The sequence below is a fragment of the Anaerobacillus sp. CMMVII genome (assembly GCF_025377685.1).
GTDB lineage: Bacteria > Bacillota > Bacilli > Bacillales > Anaerobacillaceae > Anaerobacillus.
Window position 1 is genome coordinate 172,084 of sequence record NZ_JACEHK010000008.1, and the last position, 18,546, is coordinate 190,629.

Sequence of the window (18,546 nt, forward strand, 5' to 3'; positions counted from 1 at the left end):
CTAAATTGGAACTTGAGGTGAGTGACAAATTCTTACTCGTTATACATTAATCACAATCACAATGACAATCGCAATCTAATTCGTATTCATCATTTGTTGTGGAACATACACGAACTTGTTGTTTTTGAAGTACTTTTAAGGTTAAATCAAGGACCATTTTTTCTACCATTGTTGTAAAATATCCTTCTTCAATTGGTGCTGCATGTGGAAGTGGTGTTCGGTCAATTGCCTCATCCCACTCAATGATATGACTAGAAATTAGTTCGCAATAAGGTAGTTCATTATAAAATTGTGTACTTTCTTGGTGGAATTGAGAAAGATCACTAGATTGGTATTCATCCTTTTCCGGGTATCCATTAGAAATTGGTTTTGCAATAAAGAAATCAAACTCTTGACGAGAATTTATTTCAGGCATAACGGGTTTCGTTAAGAATTTTTTAATTTCTGTTACACATTCAAATGGAATATCAACAGTGTAGGAATGTAAATCAGAGGAAACAGAAATGGCATTGCTTTCTGCGATATCTCTAGAGGGACTCGCGTACTGAATGTTCTTTCTGACTACTCCTTTAATAAACAGCTTATTTGTTGGCAGTAATAACCGACATTGAGTAAGTTTAACCCGCTTCTTTATATCTTTTATTTCTAAAACAGGCTCTGGAAAAGTAATTTTAGCATCCATATTTACTTGAACAGTTAGTTCGGCAAGAACAACTGGTACTTTAGTAATTATTTTCCCTAAAGTTACTTGCGTATGATTGTCCTTGCAATCAGAGTATAATATTGAAGATTTACATTCAGGTACTACGGTATTCTTTTTTTGTGACTCGTTCATATTGCTCCTCCTTTAGGCTCAAAGATAGAATTATCGTATGCGTGATAAATAACTATGTGACTTGGCTAGCTCACAAAGCTATTAATTTTTTCTTTCAGTTTATGTAAACCTGGGTAGATTACTAAATAGAAATCAGACGTAGATTTGAGGGACTATTTAACAATAGTTCATAAAAATTCACAAAAAAAGGTATTATCCCTACAGCAATCATCTAATGATTGCTGTTTGAATAATACCTAATAAATATATTTATCTTAATAATGGTTTACAGGAACTTTATAATGCGTCTACGCGGATATGCTGTACTTGTAATATTTTTACAGTAAATTGTAAAAACATTTTTTCTAACATGTTTTGGAATGTTCCTTCTCCATATGGAACACCTTGTTCTAGAGGTGTACGGTCAGTAGCTTCATCCCACTCAATAATACTATGTGATACAAGTTCACAATAAGGAAGGTTATTATAGAACTGGGTGCTCACTTGGTGGAATTGGGAAAGATCGCTAGACATAAATTGATCCTTTTCTGGGAAACCGTGGCCTAAATTTTGTGTTCTAAAGAAGTCAAATTCAGAGCGAGTATTTGTTAAAGGTAACTGTACAGGTCTAATAAAATCTGCTGCGTCAATTGTTGCTACACACTTAAACGGAATTTCAGTTGTAAATGATTTCATTGTAGAAGAAACACATTCGCCACTAGAATATGGGGCAGGTGCGGCATATTGAATATTTTTTCGTACATGCCCTTCAATATACAACTGATAGTCTCCAGTAGCAAACGGATCTACACCTGGTCCTGGTGAAACAGTTGGAGTCATCAAACGACATTGAGTAATTGCTACTCTTTTCTTAATGTCCTTAATTTCTAGAACAGGTTCTGGTAATTGGATATTAGCCACAAGATTACTAGAAACATTAACTTGTGATAATATCACAGGAACATTTAGGATGGGATCAGCTGCAGCAGATGGTGCTACAATTGGTGCCTGAAAATTAGCTTCACATTGTTCCACCGTTGCGGATTTACTAATATTTACACAATTAGTAGAACTAGAATTGGAATTTTTCATTTTTTTTCCTCCTTTTATTTATGATACAGTTTATCCTATGCTTTGTGAGTACTAGAAGAATAGATATATGGAGCAGACAAAACGTGGATTTTTATAAAAATACAAAAGAACATTTTAGGTACTTGCACAGATGTATCACTCTTTTTCATAAGATTTAAAAGGAGGTGGGCGTTTATGGAGAATAATAATTTCCTTGCCGTCGATTTAGGGAACAGCTGGTATAAGGTACTTGCCGCTGATAATGGGTCATTAGCGGAGTATGAATTGCCAAATGCGATAGCATTGTTTGATGAGGAGTTTTACGAGAAGTATTATGATGAGGAAGATGTAAAATTAGAGGAAAACTTAATCGTCGAGGTTAAAAGTGAGGCAATTTCAGCGAAGCGTGAGATTTACTATGCAGGAAAGTCAGCCACTAGACAAAGAAATGTAAGCTTAACTTCTTTTAATAATCAAAAAGTTGAAGAAGACCGTACTTTTATTCTATTATTTTCGGCTACAGCCTTTCACGCAATTCAACAATCACCAAATGAGACGGACATTTTTTACGAGATTGATCAGTTAGCCGTTTCATTACCAACGACACAGTATAAAGAGAAAAAAGAATTACTAAAAAAGAAGTTAAAAGGAACACATACTATTATTCTGCATAAGGTCCCAATGATCCAAGAACCAAAAGAAATAGTAGTGAAAATTCAAGTGAACGATGTTATTGTAGGTGCAGAAGGTGCATGTGCCTATTTAGGACTCACTCGTGACTTAAACACCCTAGAAATAAAAGATGAAGATCTTGTAAAGGATTCTAAAAAGGGAGTTATCATTGGTGATCTCGGCGGCGATTCCGTTGACTTCGTAGGCATTAAAAATAATCGACCAGTTGCCTCTATTGAGGGCGAAACGTTCGGGATTAATTTGTTTCTTGATCATATAATAAAAAAGGTTAGTAAAAATGAGTTATTCAAATTTGATTCTCGGTCCGAGCTAGAGGAAAAGCTGTGTGCCGATGTCTCTGAGTGGTATGTTGAACCTTTTGCTGGAGTTCGAAAGGATATTAGTAAGTATGTCATACCTCAATTAAAAACTATGGCCATAAAGTATCTTGAACTGTTTGATCAAATCCGTAGCAGTTCAACAGAGATTAAAGGGTCCGTTAAATATATTGCTGTTGGTGGCGCGGCTAAGTTAGCTAAAAAGCAAATTCAAGAAGCAGCGTTAAAATGGAACCAAAAAGGTCGGCCAATTGAATTGATGTTCCCTGAAAACTTAGAAAAATTAAATGTTCAAGGATTATTAATACTTGCAAAAATGAATCACTTAAAGAAACAAAGTAATTCGCGTCAATATGTTACTTATAATAGGTGATGACTGTGTCTAGAACATATACAGATTATACTAATAAAATAGCTATAACAATCCCTGACAGTTTCATAGACGTAAAAACAGGTAACAATCTTAAAGTATCAGCAAAAATACAGGAACAGATTGAGTATCATGCGAAAAATAATTCTCTTCATCACTACGTTTTTTCAGCCCTACATGATTATATGAAACCAAAAGTAATAAATTCTAGCCAAAATGAGCTCATTTTACAAGAGTTATCTACAATAAGAAAGTTAGTTGAAAAGGGAGATTTGGGATCATCTCATCCGAAAACTAACCAATCAAAAAGAATTAACAAAAGATCTCAATTAGAGATGAATGAAGTTGAAGATGTTCTAGATGCTTTTGGTGGGTGACGAATGGCTTAACCTCTAAATAACAGGCTTTACTAAAAAAACTCCACGGATTATCACGACTAAAGAGTTAAGTAAGGCTTTCACCTTATTGGTGAAAGCCTTACTTATTTTTACATATTCCAGGGATTGCAGAATTGCTTAAAAAGCATTATTATCATTATTGAGAATGATAATAATGTTGATGGAGATGGGAGGAAATATTATGAAAAGAAGAGACGAGAACATTCAAATTCATGGAAACGTAACAATTGGGGCTACAATTTCATTTCCTGAGACCGCTGAAACTCAAGCGCCGGCAGTGTTAATAATTGCTGGTACAGGTGCTGGGGACCGTGACGGGAATATTGGAAAGTTTAGATTAAATTTATACAAAATGATCGCTGAAGAATTAATTAATGCAGGTGTTATTACTCTTCGTTATGATAAACGGGGGGTTGGTGAAACAGAAGGAGATTTAAATAAGGCGGGTATGTGGGATTTAGTAAGTGATGCAGAAAGTTGTATTGATTACTTAAGAAATCATCCCAATGTTGACAAAGAAAGAATTTTCTTGTTAGGACATAGCGAAGGAACGATGCTGGCAACGGCTCTAAATGAAAAAACAACAGTCGCAGGCTTAATTTTACTAGCGGGAGCAGCAGATACAATTGAAGAGGCAACAAAATATCAAAGGGAACTACTTTACGAAGAATTTAATCAAGAAACTGGTCTAAAAGGCTGGTTATTAAAAAAGCTCAATGTGGCAGAAAAAGCGGAAAAAAATGCCCAGAAAATATTTAGTCGCATGCTTGAAAGTGATAAAGATGTGATGAGAGTTCAGTTCGTAGTAAAGATGCCAGCGAAATGGTTTCGTGAGCATCACAACTTTGACTTATATAATGCAATGAGAAAAATTAGCTGTCCCGTTCTTGCAATTAATGGTTCTAAAGATGTCCAAACGAGAATTGAAAATGTTTATAAAGTGCCGAATTTAGTAAATGGACCAGCAGAAGTTCACGTGATTGAAGGAATGAATCATATTTTACGAAAGCAAGAAGGCGACGTCTCAATTCAAAAATAAAAAAGGCTTACCAAGCACAAAGTGACTCTCCTTTACACCCAGAATTAATGGTAACAATTACAGATTGGTTAAAAAAAGTGTACAATAAGTAGAGAACTTTTTGGAGGTACGTTGATGACAATGTCTAAAGCAGATGTAATCTTACATCCAGTCAGAATGAAAATTATTCAATCGTTAGTGAAAAGACCCTTAACAGTCCAAGAGCTAATGGAATGGAACCCGGATGTTCCACAGGCAACCCTTTATCGGCAACTGAAGGTTTTAACCGATAGTCAGGTAATTTACATTACTGATGAGCGAAAGGTAAGAGGAACGTTTGAGCGAACCTATTCATTAAATAACGAAAAAGCGAATATTTCTTCACCAGAAGCTGCTGAACTGAATAAAGATGATCATTTGAAATACTTTATGACGTTTTTGTGAACTTAATGCATGGAGTAGATCAGTATCTGGATGGTACAGATGTGAACATGGGTGAAGATGGTTTTGGTTTTCGTCAAGTAGACTTATTTTTAGATGAGAAAGAATTTTATAATTTTAGGCAGGATCTTGTCTCGGTCATCCAAAACTATGCGTTGAACGAGCCAGATGGAAAGCGGCGGAGAAGAACCTTAGCAACTGTGATGATCCCAGAAGCGAAAAAATAAATAAAAAGACTGTGCCTGGTTTAAGTGTCTAGTGGACATTTACCGGCACAGTCTTTTTTTTCTAGCGTTTCTTAGCCTTGAACTCAGCTTTTATTTGTTTTAATAATTCAGGGTTTGTCATAACATCATATCCTGTAAGAGCCATACACTTTGCACCAAGCATTAGGCCTTCAAAACCCTGCTCACTCATGGCAGCTTCTCGAAATTCATTCGTATGACAAACATAAGGCTGATCACAAATTTTTACGTAAGGATGAATGGAAGGCACAACATGACTAACGTTCCCCATATCTAGGGAACCGCCACTTCCTTTTTGATGAATGTCATCTTTCGCAATTCCTAGCATCATTAAATTTTCTGTAAAAGATGAAGAAAGTGCTTCATTTGTATTTAAATCATCATAGGACAATTCGTAAAAAGAAGTTTCAAGTCTAGCTCCGGTAGCCAATGCTGCGGCTTTAGCGCAGTTCTTCACTTTTTCAAGTAGCTCATTTAAGTAGCTACGTTGTTGAGCGCGAACGTAAAATTGCGCGACTGCATAATCGGGAACAATATTCGCAGCTTTTCCACCCTCTGTAATAATTCCGTGAATTCGTGCGTCAGGGGTAATATGCTGCCTTAAAGCATTGATGCCATTAAATGTTTGAATAACTGCGTCTAGTGCATTAATTCCTTCATGTGGTGATGAGGCTGCATGTGCTGGTTTCCCAAAAAATTCGAATTGAATCGCATCCATGGCAAGTGAAGAACCACTTTTTTCATGGCGATACAGAGGGTGAACCATCATGGCAACATCTAAATGGTCAAAAACTCCAGCGTCAGCCATCGTTACTTTCCCACCGCGAGTTTCTTCAGCAGGAGTCCCGTAAACATAAACTTTCCCACCACAACTTTTTACTACCTTGCTTAAACCGATCCCCGCGGCAATAGCCATTGTGCCGATTAAGTTATGACCACATGCATGTCCAATTTCCGGAAGCGCATCATATTCAGCCATAAAACCGATCGACGGCCCTGGAATGCCGCTATCAAATAACGCGTCAAATGCTGTTGGTAGACCTGAAGTTCCGAGATTTACTTGGAAACCGTGTTTTCTAAGCTCCTCTGAAAGTATTTTAGAAGCTTGCCATTCTTCGTGACCTAACTCAGGATTTTCTCCAATATATTGGCTTATCTGATAAAAACTAGCGCGTAATTCTTCAATTTGTTGGTTTATTGTCTCTTTCATTCGGAACCCTCCGTATTGGTTGTTATTTGCCCATTTTACCTTAATTTTTAGAGGAACGAAATAATTTTTTTCGTGTATCCAGTTTGATATAATACTTTTGCAAACTATTGTAGAGGAGTGTTCGTAATTGAAAAATTTACAAAGTACAACAACATTACATAACGGTATTCAAATGCCTTGGTTTGGACTAGGTGTCTTTAAGTTAAAGGAAGGAGAGGAGGTTGTAAGTTCTGTAAAAGCGGCAATTGAAACTGGGTATCGAAGCATTGACACGGCTGCGCTTTATGGAAATGAAGAAGGGGTAGGGCAAGCAATCCGTGAAGTAAGTGTACCAAGAGAAGAGTTGTTTATTACAACCAAGGTTTGGAATTCTGATCAAGGTTATGAAACGACACTGGCAGCTTTTGATGAAAGTATGAAAAAGCTAGGGTTGGACTACTTAGATCTTTATTTAATTCACTGGCCACTTCCTGCAATAGGGAAATATAAAGAAACATGGAAAGCACTTGAAAAGCTTTACAAAGAGGGGAAGGTCCGAGCGATCGGTGTAAGTAATTTTCAAATTTCTCACTTAAAAGATTTGATTTCGGAATGTGAAATTGTACCGATGGTGAACCAAGTAGAGTATCACCCTCGCTTAACACAAACAGAGCTTCATGCTTTTTGTAAGCAAAACAAGATTCAACTTGAAGCGTGGTCACCGCTTATGCAGGGGCAATTATTGGATGAGCCAACACTCACAGAAATTGCTCAAAGATATGGGAAGTCAGTAGCTCAAGTTATATTACGCTGGGACCTTCAAAACGAAGTAGTCACAATTCCAAAGTCCGTGAAACCAGAACGTATTAAAGCAAACGCTGCCATTTTTGACTTTGAATTGAGTGCTGAAGATATGGCGCTAATTAATGGCTTAAACGAAAACCACCGTGTAGGACCGAACCCGGATGAGTTTAACCGAGTTTAAGATAGAGTAAAGTAGTCTGCCGCACACATTGGTGTGCGTTTTTTTCGTGGGGATTAGTACTGGGGAGTTGGATTACTAAAATACTTAACTTAAACAGAAAGCATTCGAAGCGATTCACAAATTTGCTGAACCGATTCATATATACCCAACATGTCATTTATCACCCTTAAGTTAAAAGAAAATATCGCCAATAGAGGAAGTAACTGTTAAAATTTAGTGAGAGAATAGAAGAAGAGGGTGAGTCTTATGGAAGAAATATTTTTGAGCTACTTATCGTCGATCAAAAATTTCACTGGTTCAGTTCTCATCGCAAAGGAAGGAAGAGTTATCTTTAAAGAAGGCTTTGGATTAGCTCGTGAAGGGGAAAAAAATACTTCAAGAACGAATTTTGGGATTGGTTCTATCACTAAATCTTTTACAGCACTATCGATTATGCAATTGGTAGAACAAGAGAAATTGAGGTTAGATGATCGTATCATTAAGTTTTTTCCTAAGGTTTACCCAGAGGCAGCAATTACTGTCCACCACCTCTTAAATCAGACGTCCGGCATTCCTAATTATCTTTTTGACAAACAAATGCAAACAGGGGGTGAATTTGCCCCGGAGGAGATTATTGATTTTGTCTTAGCTAAGCCGATCAAGTTTGCACCTGGGAAGAAGTGGCTATACAGTAACACAAACTATGTATTATTAGCGCAAATAATTGAAAAGGTTACAGGACAAACCTTTCAAGATTACGTGACAGAACAGATCTTTTCTCGAGCTAAAATGACGACTACTTATTTTGATGGACAGAAGACGGACAATAAGGCCCAATATTGGGAAAGCGCATTCGATTGTAAGCCTTCGCTACTTTTAGGCGCAGGAGATATCGTATCCAATGTCGAGGATTTATTTTTATATGATAAGCTGCTAAGTTCAGAGGTTTTAGCAACAGCGGATTCTCTGAAAAAAATGCAAGCCATTTCATATAAGGGAAGGCTCATAAAATATGGCTATGGTTGGTTTGTTAAACATAATTTTGGACAAAGAAGTATTTCACATGGAGGATTTCATCCGATTGGATACACCTCTCATTTTGAAAAATTCATAGATGAGCGGTTAACCGTGATTGTTCTTTCTAACAAACTAGAAAAATATTCAAAACTTGGTGTGAAGTATTTTAACAGTACAGATTTAGGTCGAGAAATTGCGGCGAGGTATTTTGGAAAGATTGCTTTACCATGGCAAAAGTTTAATTAATGGGAGATGAGATAAACATGATGACCAACGAACAGTTGAGAGCTGCATTAACCGTTGAGCAGTTTCCGCGCTCAGCGAAATATGATCCAGAGTGGATGATCGAAAATGAAATGGGTCCAAATTCAATCTGGTTAACAGAATTTGCAGTCGAAAAAATGGATTTGAAACCAGGAATGAAAGTGTTAGATATGGGCTGTGGCAAGGCGATGAGTTCGATTTTCTTAGCAAAAGAGTTTGGTGTTCAGGTGTGGGCAAATGATCTTTGGATTAGTGCTACAGAAAATTGGAAGCGAATTCAAGAGGCGGGTGTAGAAGACCTTGTGTTTCCGATTCGGGCAGAAGCACATGCTCTGCCTTATGCGAATGAGTTTTTTGATGCAATTGTAAGTATTGATTCCTACCACTATTATGGAACTGACGATACCTATCTACTTAAGTTTTCCGAACTCTTAAAACCAAATGGTCAAATTGGTATCGTCGTTCCGGGATTAACAAAGGAATTTGAAGATGAGATTCCTAAAAGAATGAAGCCGCATTGGGATAACGAGTGGTACTCGTTTCATTCTCCTGCTTGGTGGTCAAAGCTTTGGAAAAGATCTGGTGTCGTTGATATCGAGGTAGCAGATACACTACCAAATGGCTGGGATTTGTGGATGAAGTGGGAAACAACTGCGAAACAATCTGGGCTTTGGCAACGAAATGGTGATATTGACTTATTAGCGGCTGATGATGGGGAGTATTTCACGTTTACAAGAGTAGTCGCTAGGCGAAAGGATATTCTTAACGATCGACGTTCACCTTTAGTAAAATAGCGCACATAAAATAACCGCTAGGAGAACCTAGCGGTATATTTGTTATTTAATATAAGCTGACCCTACCACTACTAGTAGGATGAATAAGACAACAATTAACGTAAATGAGCTACCTTTACCGTGACCAGTTGGGTAACCTGCAAATTGTTGTGGTGCGCCATAGTGATACATGAAAGACCCCCCTTTTTTGAGTGGTACAGTATATATCTATGTAAGGGATGGTAAATCGGGTGGGCAGCTATCTCGAAGACAGCCAAGTTGGTGCACCTGCCTACTGAAAAATTTCTTGAAGCAGTAAGTCTTCATTAATAAAATCCATGGCTTTCTTTTTATAGGCATCATCGTGGAGAAATGTATAACGATTAGGTTTTACGCTTGGTGCAAGTTTAATAGCCTCTATATACTCGTCTTTTCGTAATCCTAGCCCTTTTACATGATCAAAAAATCCAGTTCGTTCGAAAACTTTCTTAATTCGTAAGGCTCGATGTTCCTGGGTATGAGCCATTATATAAGTGGCGATACCGACTTGAATCCCGTGCATCTGTGGCTTAGTAGAAATTTTATCTAACGCATGGGAAATCAAATGCTCTGAACCACTAATTGGCGAGCTATTGCCACTAATTGCTGTTGCAATACCTCCCATGGTTGCTGAACTAATTAATTCTTTTAAAAATATCGGATTTTTAATATCGTTCATTGGTGTTCGGATAAAACTATTGACTGCTTTTTTACTTAACATATGAGCAAAAGCGTTCACATGGCTAGCGCCGTTTTTCTCTTCAAACTCCCAGTCGTAAAGAGCAGTTATATTGCTAAGTAAATCGCCGATTCCTGCTAGGATTAGAGGAGTTGGAGCGTGCTGAATAATATTTAAGTCAGCGATAATTCCAAAGGGAACCTTTGCAGGAACTGTCGTTTTTTTACCTTCAACGTGGATCGAGCAGTTAGAGCTAGCAAAGCCATCGTTGGATGCAGAAGTTGGAATACTTATGAAAGGACTTCTCCTTGAGTAGGCGATGTATTTCCCGTAATCGATGATCGAACCACCACCAATAGCAATGACTACATCATATCGAGGCATCGCAAATGCTTTTTTTATTAGATCTTGGATATCGAGATTAGATGGCAGCATCATGGTATCTACTTCAATCGTTTCCAGAGATTTTTCTATATCATCCTTAAATGTTTCATAAGTGAAATCATCAAAAAGGATAACGGCATTTGAAAAGTAGTGCTTCTTAAGAATAGTTCCAAGTTTGTTTAGAACTCCAGAATTAATTTCTAAAATAGCAGGTATTGGTACACTTGTGACTGGAGAAATCATTAGGAGAGCACTCCTTTTTCAAGTAAATACAACTCGATTTCCTTAAACGTATCTACTGCGACAAATGGAATGTTCTTTTCTTTTAAAATGTCTTGCAGAGCATCTTTCGCAAAAGTGATATCCGCAAATGCTGCAGGATGACTATCGGGCTCGCTATCTCCACTAAAGTAAATGTGCGTATACTGGTCCTTCAGTTCTAAAATAACTTTTGATTTATCTATTCCGTATCGTTTTGAATAATGAGGATGGTTTTCATCAATGTTCATATGAACATTTTGCTCGCGGAAAAATCCTTCGTTTGAAAAGACTGTGACATTTTCTATGCCGTGTTTCTTTAAAATATGGTGGATATAGTAATCCGTTCCTGCACTTAATACGTAAAAATCGCCATTATTTTCTTGTACCTTTTTAATAAAGCTCGGGACATGCTCATCAATTGGGATGGAAAGAATATCAGCGATAATTTGTTCTTCATTCTGGTTTATGGAGCTAAAGACTTTACTAAGAAAATCAATATCTAACAGCTCTGCCCGTTTCCACTTATGAAATAACTCCTGACCATCAGGAAAATATTTTTCAATAACTAACCAATAAAAATCTTGTTTCGAAATCGTACCATCAAAATCTGATACAAACGCCCATTTCTTCATCTTTTCAGCTCCCTAGTTTTAAAAAGTTGCAATCTATATTGTTCCACATTAAGGAAGCCAATACAATCATTTTTAGTAAAAATTTCAAGCAAAAAAATAAAAAGTCCATCTGATATGGACTTTTTAAGGAAAATGTTCTTTTTGGGTGTCAGGCACCACTATGTCAATTTAAAGTAATCTTTTTCTAATCCTCGTAAAACTTCAATAGACTTTAAGGCAAAGGCAGAGCCATTTGCTTCAAGTTCTGCGATTTCCTTATCTAATGCTGTTTTTAGGGATTCTTCGTATGAAGGTAGTTCTCCATAAAAAGGCTTTACATAAACGTTTGGAATGTTTACCTGCTCACGGTGTGCTAAGGCACGGCGTTCATGAAAAAAGACGCCTTCAACCTGATTGGGGTTATGTAAATCACCTTGAGTTGGGTGGTTAACGACAGCTAGAACACGCATCACGTAATTCGTTTCTTTTACCATGGTGATTTCTCCGATATACTTTCCTGTTTTGTAAATCCCTGTGACTAACTGTCCAACCTCTAATTGCTGACTCAATGTTCATCATCCTTTCCTTTTGCCACTATCATAACATAACTGGTAGTATTTACACTGTGTTTAGCTTACTAACAGAAATGCTTGTTCCTTTATGAAAGGTACTCTTTAGAGTATAATCAAAAAATGTCGAATCTATTTAAGTAAGGAGTTAACTTATAAATTATGAAACTTATTTCTTGGAATGTGAATGGCCTTAGAGCTTGCGTGAAAAAAGGGTTTTTAGATTATTTTCATGAAATGGATGCAGACGTATTTTGTATTCAAGAAACGAAGCTACAGGAAGGACAGATCGAATTAGACCTCAGTGGATACCATCAATACTGGAACTATGCAGTGAAAAAAGGATATTCCGGTACAGCGATATTCTCAAAATAGAGCCTTTACATGTACACTATGGAATTGGTATTGATGAACACGATCAAGAAGGACGAGTGATCACATTAGAGTTTGAAAGGTTTTTCCTCGTGAATGTGTACACACCGAATGCAAAACGTGATCTAGCAAGACTAGGTTATCGACTGCAATGGGAAGATGACTTTCGTGAGTACCTGTACAATCTAGATACGAAAAAACCAGTGATTTTGTGTGGTGATTTAAATGTTGCCCATTCTGATATTGATCTGAAAAATGCTAAGTCCAACCAAGGTAACTCTGGATTTACCGATGAAGAAAGAGGGAAGCTAACCGAATTACTTGAAGCAGGTTTTGTCGACTCATTTCGTTATTTCTACCCAGACCGTGAAGAAGTTTATTCCTGGTGGTCTTATATGAACAAAGTAAGAGAACGAAATATTGGTTGGAGAATTGATTATTTTATTGTTTCTAATCAATTAAAAGAAAATCTTTCAGGCGCAGACATACATTGTGAGATTCACGGCAGTGATCATTGTCCAGTCGTGCTTGAGCTTGAAATTTAAAAAAAATTCAAAAAACCTTGAAGAATTACTTTTTTCTTCAAGGTTTTTCGTTTATAATTTAGAAAAGTTTATCTAGGTAAAGCGGTGAAGTGTGATATTCCCAGTGTGATTTTCTAAAAAATATTTTTAAAAAAGTTAAAAATTTCACTTGTCTAACCAATAAAGTAGTCTTACAATGAATTAACAGAAAATTTTAATAATACACAGAACTTTTGAAAAGGGGATAATTTTTATGAGTGCCACTGTAGTTGAAATTGTGAAGGCTTCAAATTTAAAAATCAAACCAGAAGACGACAAACTCGGTTTTGGTAGGTACTTTACGGATCACATGCTTGTCATGGATTATTCCGTAGAAACAGGCTGGACTCATCCGCGAATTACCCCGTATGAGCCAATTACTTTAGATCCAGCAGCAGTCATTTTCCATTATGGGCAAACCGCGTTCGAAGGCATGAAAGCATACCGAACAACTGATAATCGGATTTTATTATTTCGGCCTGAAAAAAACTTTAGCAGGTTAAATGCTTCAAGCGAACGTTTAAGTATGCCACCTATAAATGAAGAAGAGGTTTTAGAATATGTAAAGCAACTCATTAGTGTTGATCAAGATTGGGTTCCAACTTCTGAAGGAACATCGCTTTACATTCGTCCTTTATTATTGCAACAGAGTCATTTTTGGGCTTAGCTGCCTCAAAGCAATATAAGCTGGTCGTAATTTTGTCTCCAGTAGGTTCCTATTATTCGAACGGGCTTGCACCTGTCAGCATAAAGGTAGAAGAACATTACACAAGGGCTGTACGAGGCGGTACTGGAATGGCGAAAACAGCAGGAAATTATTGTGCCACTTTTAATGCGCAAACAAAAGCCATTGATGAAGGTTTTTCTCAAGTTTTATGGTTAGACGCTATTGAGAAGAGATATGTTGAAGAAGTAGGAACAAGTAATGTGTTTTTTAAGGTTAACGGGGAAGTCATTACGCCAGAATTAAGTGGTAGTATTCTACCAGGAATTACTAGGATGTCTGTCATTGAGATGCTTAGAAGCTGGGGGATGCCTGTAACGGAAAGAAAGATTTCGATTGAAGAAATTTTTCATTATTATGATGAAGGACTTCTTGAAGAAGTTTTTAGTACAGGAACGGCAGCGGTTATTTCACCAATTGGTGAGTTAGAATGGCAAGGGCGAAAAATCCACATTAATGATAAAAAAATTGGAGAGGTATCACAAAAACTTTACGTAAATCTTACTGGTATTCAAACTGGTAGAATTCCTGATTTGTACAATTGGACAGTCGAAGTGAAGTAAGGTATTTTTAACACGAGACTAGCACTTAAGCTTGACAGAAAAGCGAAATCGCCTCGACCAGCCCCGACAAGCAAATGTTCTTTCAGAAAAAAGTGCGTTTTTCCACTTTTTATTGAAGGCTGTTTTTGCAAAGTTTGTTGCTTTCGTAAAAATCCCGAGTACCGGATTTTTACACATAAATACTAAGATTTCACTACTTATTTAGTAATTAGTGCTCTTTTCTTACTTAATTTATTGGGTGTTATCTTTACCTATCGAATTTCCCCAATTATCTTAGGGTAAAAAGCAACAAGTTTTTTTGTGCGACGAGTAACAGTAGGAGCAATGTTTTAGAAAAGAGCCTTACTGAAAGGTTATTTGAGCTCGAGGGGCTAGGCGATAAAGCTAGACAGTTCTTAGTTGAACTATTATACTTTTCCTATAATTAAAAAATAGCAGCTTGGGTGAATTCCAGGCTGCTTCTGTCTTGTTATCTAAGGTCGTGATATCTATAGGTTAGGTGGTGTTAGGTTTGGCTTACATTAAAGAACAAAATGGAGTTTTTCCATCTGTTTGCTCATTAGATTGTCCTGATCAATGTGGGTTGTTAGTCCACAAAAAAGACGGGAAAATTATTAAAATTGAAGGAGATCCTGATCATCCTGTAACGAAAGGGAATATATGTAATAAAGTTCGACATATGACTCAGCGGATTTATGATCCGAAACGCCTTCAGTATCCTCTTAAACGAGTTGGGGCGAAAGGGGAAGGAAAGTTTGAGCGAATAACCTGGAAGGAAGCGCTTGAAACAATTCATACTCGTTGGACTGATTTGATCAGTACAGAAGGACCAGAAAGTATCTTACCTTACAGCTTCTATGGAAACATGGGGAAATTAAACTCTGAAGGAATGGATCGACGTTTTTTCCATCGCTTAGGTGCAACTCTTCTCGATCGGACGATTTGTTCAGCGGCAGGGTCAAAGGGATATCGCTACACGATGGGTGGTAGCTTTGGTACAGATCCGGAGGAAACAATCGATACGAAATTGTTTATATTCTGGGGCGTAAATGCGGTAAGCACAAATATGCACCAAGTGGCGCTAGCTGAAAAAGCACGTAAAAATGGCGCAAAAATAATTGTCATTGATGTTCATAAAAATCAAACAGGTCGCTGGGCAGATTGGTTTATACCAATATTACCTGGAACAGACAGTGCCCTTGCACTTGGTATTATGCACATTTTATATCAAGAAAATATGGTAGATCATAGATTCCTAGAAACATATACAGTAGGTTATGAGGAACTAAGAGAGCATGTAAAACAATATGATCCTCAAACAGTTGCTCACATCACCGGTGTTTCTGTAGAAGATATCTTTAAATTAGCTAGGATGTACGGAACCACAACACCGGCGTTCATTCGAATTGGGAATGGAATGCAGCACCATGATAATGGAGGCATGTGTGTTCGAACCGTTGCGTGTTTACCAGCTTTAACTGGACAATGGCTCGTTCGTGGTGGCGGTGCGATTAAAGGGAATGGTGGTTTCTTAGCCCATAATAGTGAAGCGTTGGAAAGACCCGATCTACTAGAAAATAAACATACACGTGTAGTTAACATGAATTTAATTGGGAAAGCGTTACTAGAATTAGAACGTCCAATTCGTTCGATGTTCGTCTACAATTGCAACCCCGCACTTGTCGCGCCTGAAGGGAACAAAGTAAGAGAAGGTTTGCTTCGAGACGACTTATTCTTAGTCGTACATGATTTATTTTTAACGGAGACAGCGAAGTATGCTGATATCGTCTTACCTGCGACTTCAGCATTTGAAAATATTGATTTTTATGCTTCATACTGGCATCATTATATGCAAATACAAGAGCCAGTCATCGAAGCATATCAGGAAAGTAAATCAAACTCAGAAGTTTTTCGTTTACTTGCGAAAACATTTGGCTTTGAAGAAGAATGTTTCCGAGACAGGGATGAAGATCTCATTAAGCAAGCACTGGATTATCCAGAAAACTCTTGGATTGACGGCATAGACTATGAGACATTACTAGACAATAAATATGTAAAAGCGAATCGAAAAACGCTAGTAGCTGAAAAGCTTAAAACACCTAGCGGAAAAATCGAGCTTTATTCCGAGCAATTAGAGGCATTGGGACTACCTGCGCTTCCGACGTACACACCAATAGTAAAGGATAATGATCATCCTTTTTTATTTATCCCAGCACCAAATCATAATTTCCTAAATTCTACTTTTTCTAATAATGAGAAACATATTTCATTAGAGAAGGTTGCCAGATTGCATCTTAATTGTAAAGATGCAGAACGCTTAGGGATTGAAAATGGTGAGAAAGTACGAGTTTGGAATGAGCGAGGTGAATGTGAGCTTGTGGCCGCAGTCGGTGAAAATGTCCTTCAAGGAGTTGTTGTCACCCAAGGTCTGTGGGCGGATCTTCCCGATACGAAGTATTTTGTCAATGCATTAACACCTGATCGTGTAGCTGATATGGGTGGGGGAGCGACATTTTTTTCTGGTCGAGTCAGTGTTGGAAAACTGTAAAGGAAAGATTTTATTGGAAAATTGGAAAATTTTATATATTATATAAATTAAGATAAAAGTTATGGTTATTTTTATAATCATAACTTTTTCTATTTATCAACGGTACATAATTTAATAGCCAAAAGGAGTTTTTCTATGACACATGAAAATCGCAAGTCGATTTTTAATGAAGAATTGCGACACTTAAAAGAACACAATTTTATTGAGCAAAGTGATTTTGAAAAAGTAGCCGCTGCTTATGAACAGTACTATGAAGCTATTTTGGTAGAAGAAAAAGCAGAGGCAGAACGCCTGGCAGAGCGTCGCAAAGCTAGACTTGCAGAAGCTAATCGGATTGCAGAAGAACGGATAGCTAACTTAAATTGGAAAAGGAGAAAAAGAAACTTACTCCTGAGCAAGTTAGAGAAAGAAATATTAGTTTATCATTAACTGTAGGTGTCATTCTTCTATTAATAGGTGGCTTGGTTCTGGCTACAAGTAGTTGGGAGAAAATGAACCACCTTATGAAAGTGCTGTCGATCGGTGGAGTATCATTACTTTTTTTTGGTATTAGCTATATTGCTGGAACATACTTAAAAATAGAGAAAACGGCATTTGCCTTCTTAACCTTAGCCTCCTTGCTTATACCTGTAACGTTTGTTGGGATTGGCTATTTCCAGCTTTTTGGCGAATGGCTTTCATTATTTGGTGAAGGTAAATACATTCTAGGCGTTATCGCAACATTGATCTGTTTTCCATTGTACACGTGGATAGCTATTCAAAATAAAAATCGCTTATTTATTTGGTTATCGTTATTTACTCTTACCGTTATGACAGGATTTGTTTTAGCTGCGTTGTATGTGCCAATTGATGTGTTTTATTTCGGAATGATCATTTACAATGGCTTATTACTAGCTGGATATCACTACTATAAATCTGATCAACGGGTAATGAATTTCACCCAGGAATTACCGTTATTTACTCAAGCGAACCTTATTATTAGCACATTGTTAATGCTCGTATTCTTTCAAAATCATCTTTTATACAGCGTGAATATTTTACTTACGGCTGTCATGTATATTGCAATTGTCTTCGTTTATAATCGCAAGGAATTTCATATTGTCTTTTCGCTGTTATTTGTCTATGGGATGTATCAGTTATTAGAAAATACATTTTTACAACCATTAAATTATCTAGGTTTCGCCTTGATCGGGATTATTTACATTCTCCTAGAGGACCGTATTGCTGATGGGTTTTTAAAGAAGGTTTTTAGAGTTACTAGTGGTATCGTTTCTGGACTCGCGTTCCTTTATATTAGTTTTGAAGGGTTAGTTGTCCGTGCTGATGAAAAATCCATCGTTTACTACTAGCTTATCTAGTGATTGCCATTAATTATATTTACCTAGCATTTATTACAAATCGAAAAGTATTTCAGTTTTTAGCGCCGATATTTTTAATAGCAACAGGGTTTCAATCCTGGAATTTACTTTCTTCGGCCTTCAACTTCAAATTGTTTGAGACCTATATGTTTGCTGTAGCGGGAGTTATGTTTTTATTCCTATATGTAAAAACAACAACAAGTATTTAATACCAATTCAACATTCAAGCTTTTACGTAGCAATTGCTACAATGGCGATCACATTGTGTTCTAGTTTTATCTTTCAAAGGTATCTTGAGTTA

General features: G+C 37.0%; 18 protein-coding genes and 2 pseudogenes. 13 read left to right on the plus strand and 7 right to left on the minus strand.

Annotation, left to right across the window (positions count from 1 at the left end; all coding sequences use genetic code 11):
• Positions 1 to 46: 46 nt before the first annotated feature.
• Together H1D32_RS11515 and H1D32_RS11520 are read right to left on the minus strand one after the other, a co-directional pair.
• Positions 47 to 835 carry a CsxC family protein gene (locus H1D32_RS11515; protein WP_261178437.1) on the minus strand — a complete coding sequence of 263 codons (789 nt, stop codon included), beginning with the start codon at positions 833 to 835 and terminating at the stop codon, positions 47 to 49.
• A 276-nt stretch (positions 836 to 1,111) separates the two neighbouring features.
• On the minus strand, positions 1,112 to 1,906 hold the full coding sequence (locus H1D32_RS11520) for a CsxC family protein (protein ID WP_261178438.1): 795 nt from the start codon (positions 1,904 to 1,906) through the stop codon (positions 1,112 to 1,114).
• A gap of 174 nt (positions 1,907 to 2,080) precedes the next feature.
• On the opposite strand from H1D32_RS11520, the gene H1D32_RS11525 reads away from it, so the two are divergent.
• The 5 genes from H1D32_RS11525 (at position 2,081) to H1D32_RS11545 (ending at position 5,349) form a co-directional block, all read left to right on the plus strand.
• Entirely contained in the window at positions 2,081 to 3,268 is a 1,188-nt protein-coding gene (locus H1D32_RS11525) for a ParM/StbA family protein (protein WP_261178439.1), read from the plus strand.
• Positions 3,268 to 3,642, plus strand: a complete 375-nt coding sequence (locus H1D32_RS11530) for a hypothetical protein (protein WP_261178626.1) — start codon at positions 3,268 to 3,270, stop codon at positions 3,640 to 3,642. Before H1D32_RS11525 ends, H1D32_RS11530 begins: the two co-directional genes overlap by 1 nt.
• Before the next feature lie 202 nt (positions 3,643 to 3,844).
• Positions 3,845 to 4,702, plus strand: a complete 858-nt coding sequence (locus H1D32_RS11535; RefSeq protein ID WP_261178440.1) for an alpha/beta hydrolase — start codon at positions 3,845 to 3,847, stop codon at positions 4,700 to 4,702.
• A 114-nt stretch (positions 4,703 to 4,816) separates the two neighbouring features.
• A complete protein-coding gene (locus tag H1D32_RS11540) occupies positions 4,817 to 5,125 on the plus strand; it encodes a helix-turn-helix domain-containing protein (protein ID WP_261178441.1) in 309 nt (102 codons plus the stop codon).
• Entirely contained in the window at positions 5,122 to 5,349 is a 228-nt protein-coding gene (locus H1D32_RS11545) for a helix-turn-helix domain-containing protein (protein WP_261178442.1), read from the plus strand. The genes H1D32_RS11540 and H1D32_RS11545 overlap by 4 nt, the downstream gene beginning before the upstream one ends.
• 61 nt (positions 5,350 to 5,410) lie before the next feature.
• Here H1D32_RS11545 and H1D32_RS11550 read toward each other — a convergent pair whose 3' ends face one another.
• Positions 5,411 to 6,577 carry a M20 family metallopeptidase gene (locus tag H1D32_RS11550; RefSeq protein WP_261178443.1) on the minus strand — a complete coding sequence of 389 codons (1,167 nt, stop codon included), beginning with the start codon at positions 6,575 to 6,577 and terminating at the stop codon, positions 5,411 to 5,413.
• Between the two features lie 172 nt (positions 6,578 to 6,749).
• Here H1D32_RS11550 and H1D32_RS11555 point away from each other — a divergent pair, with 172 nt between their 5' ends.
• The 3 genes from H1D32_RS11555 to H1D32_RS11565 all read left to right on the plus strand — a co-directional run bounded on the left by H1D32_RS11555 (position 6,750) and on the right by H1D32_RS11565 (position 9,595).
• Entirely contained in the window at positions 6,750 to 7,541 is a 792-nt protein-coding gene (locus H1D32_RS11555) for an aldo/keto reductase (protein ID WP_261178627.1), read from the plus strand.
• Positions 7,542 to 7,787: 246 nt separating this feature from the next.
• On the plus strand, positions 7,788 to 8,783 hold the full coding sequence (locus H1D32_RS11560) for a serine hydrolase domain-containing protein (protein ID WP_261178444.1): 996 nt from the start codon (positions 7,788 to 7,790) through the stop codon (positions 8,781 to 8,783).
• Between the two features lie 17 nt (positions 8,784 to 8,800).
• On the plus strand, positions 8,801 to 9,595 hold the full coding sequence (locus H1D32_RS11565; RefSeq protein ID WP_261178445.1) for an SAM-dependent methyltransferase: 795 nt from the start codon (positions 8,801 to 8,803) through the stop codon (positions 9,593 to 9,595).
• 42 nt (positions 9,596 to 9,637) lie between these two features.
• Here the strand turns inward: H1D32_RS11565 and H1D32_RS11570 are convergent, their stop codons facing one another.
• From H1D32_RS11570 to kapB, 4 genes are all read right to left on the minus strand, one after another.
• The gene (locus H1D32_RS11570; protein ID WP_261178446.1) at positions 9,638 to 9,766 is read right to left on the minus strand and encodes a YjcZ family sporulation protein; all 129 of its coding nucleotides are present in this window, start codon (positions 9,764 to 9,766) and stop codon (positions 9,638 to 9,640) included.
• A 100-nt stretch (positions 9,767 to 9,866) separates the two neighbouring features.
• Positions 9,867 to 10,919 (minus strand): iron-containing alcohol dehydrogenase family protein, encoded by a 1,053-nt coding sequence (locus H1D32_RS11575; protein WP_261178447.1) that lies wholly within the window; start codon positions 10,917 to 10,919, stop codon positions 9,867 to 9,869.
• The gene (locus H1D32_RS11580) at positions 10,919 to 11,569 is read right to left on the minus strand and encodes an MtnX-like HAD-IB family phosphatase (protein ID WP_261178448.1); all 651 of its coding nucleotides are present in this window, start codon (positions 11,567 to 11,569) and stop codon (positions 10,919 to 10,921) included. Before H1D32_RS11580 ends, H1D32_RS11575 begins: the two co-directional genes overlap by 1 nt.
• Positions 11,570 to 11,727: 158 nt before the next feature.
• On the minus strand, positions 11,728 to 12,117 hold the full coding sequence (gene kapB / locus H1D32_RS11585) for a kinase-associated lipoprotein KapB (protein WP_261178450.1): 390 nt from the start codon (positions 12,115 to 12,117) through the stop codon (positions 11,728 to 11,730).
• 162 nt (positions 12,118 to 12,279) lie between these two features.
• On the opposite strand from kapB, the pseudogene H1D32_RS11590 reads away from it, so the two are divergent.
• The 5 genes and pseudogenes from H1D32_RS11590 (at position 12,280) to H1D32_RS11610 (ending at position 18,236) form a co-directional block, all read left to right on the plus strand.
• A pseudogene (locus H1D32_RS11590) lies at positions 12,280 to 13,034 on the plus strand (exodeoxyribonuclease III).
• 232 nt (positions 13,035 to 13,266) lie between these two features.
• A pseudogene (locus H1D32_RS11595) lies at positions 13,267 to 14,339 on the plus strand (branched-chain amino acid aminotransferase).
• A 511-nt stretch (positions 14,340 to 14,850) separates the two neighbouring features.
• Positions 14,851 to 16,887 carry a molybdopterin oxidoreductase family protein gene (locus H1D32_RS11600; RefSeq protein ID WP_261178451.1) on the plus strand — a complete coding sequence of 679 codons (2,037 nt, stop codon included), beginning with the start codon at positions 14,851 to 14,853 and terminating at the stop codon, positions 16,885 to 16,887.
• Positions 16,888 to 17,022: 135 nt separating this feature from the next.
• Complete coding sequence (locus H1D32_RS11605) at positions 17,023 to 17,316, plus strand: hypothetical protein (RefSeq protein WP_261178452.1); 294 nt, start codon at positions 17,023 to 17,025, stop codon at positions 17,314 to 17,316.
• Positions 17,250 to 18,236, plus strand: a complete 987-nt coding sequence (locus tag H1D32_RS11610; protein WP_261178453.1) for a hypothetical protein — start codon at positions 17,250 to 17,252, stop codon at positions 18,234 to 18,236. Before H1D32_RS11605 ends, H1D32_RS11610 begins: the two co-directional genes overlap by 67 nt.
• The last annotated feature ends 310 nt before the right edge of the window (positions 18,237 to 18,546 follow it).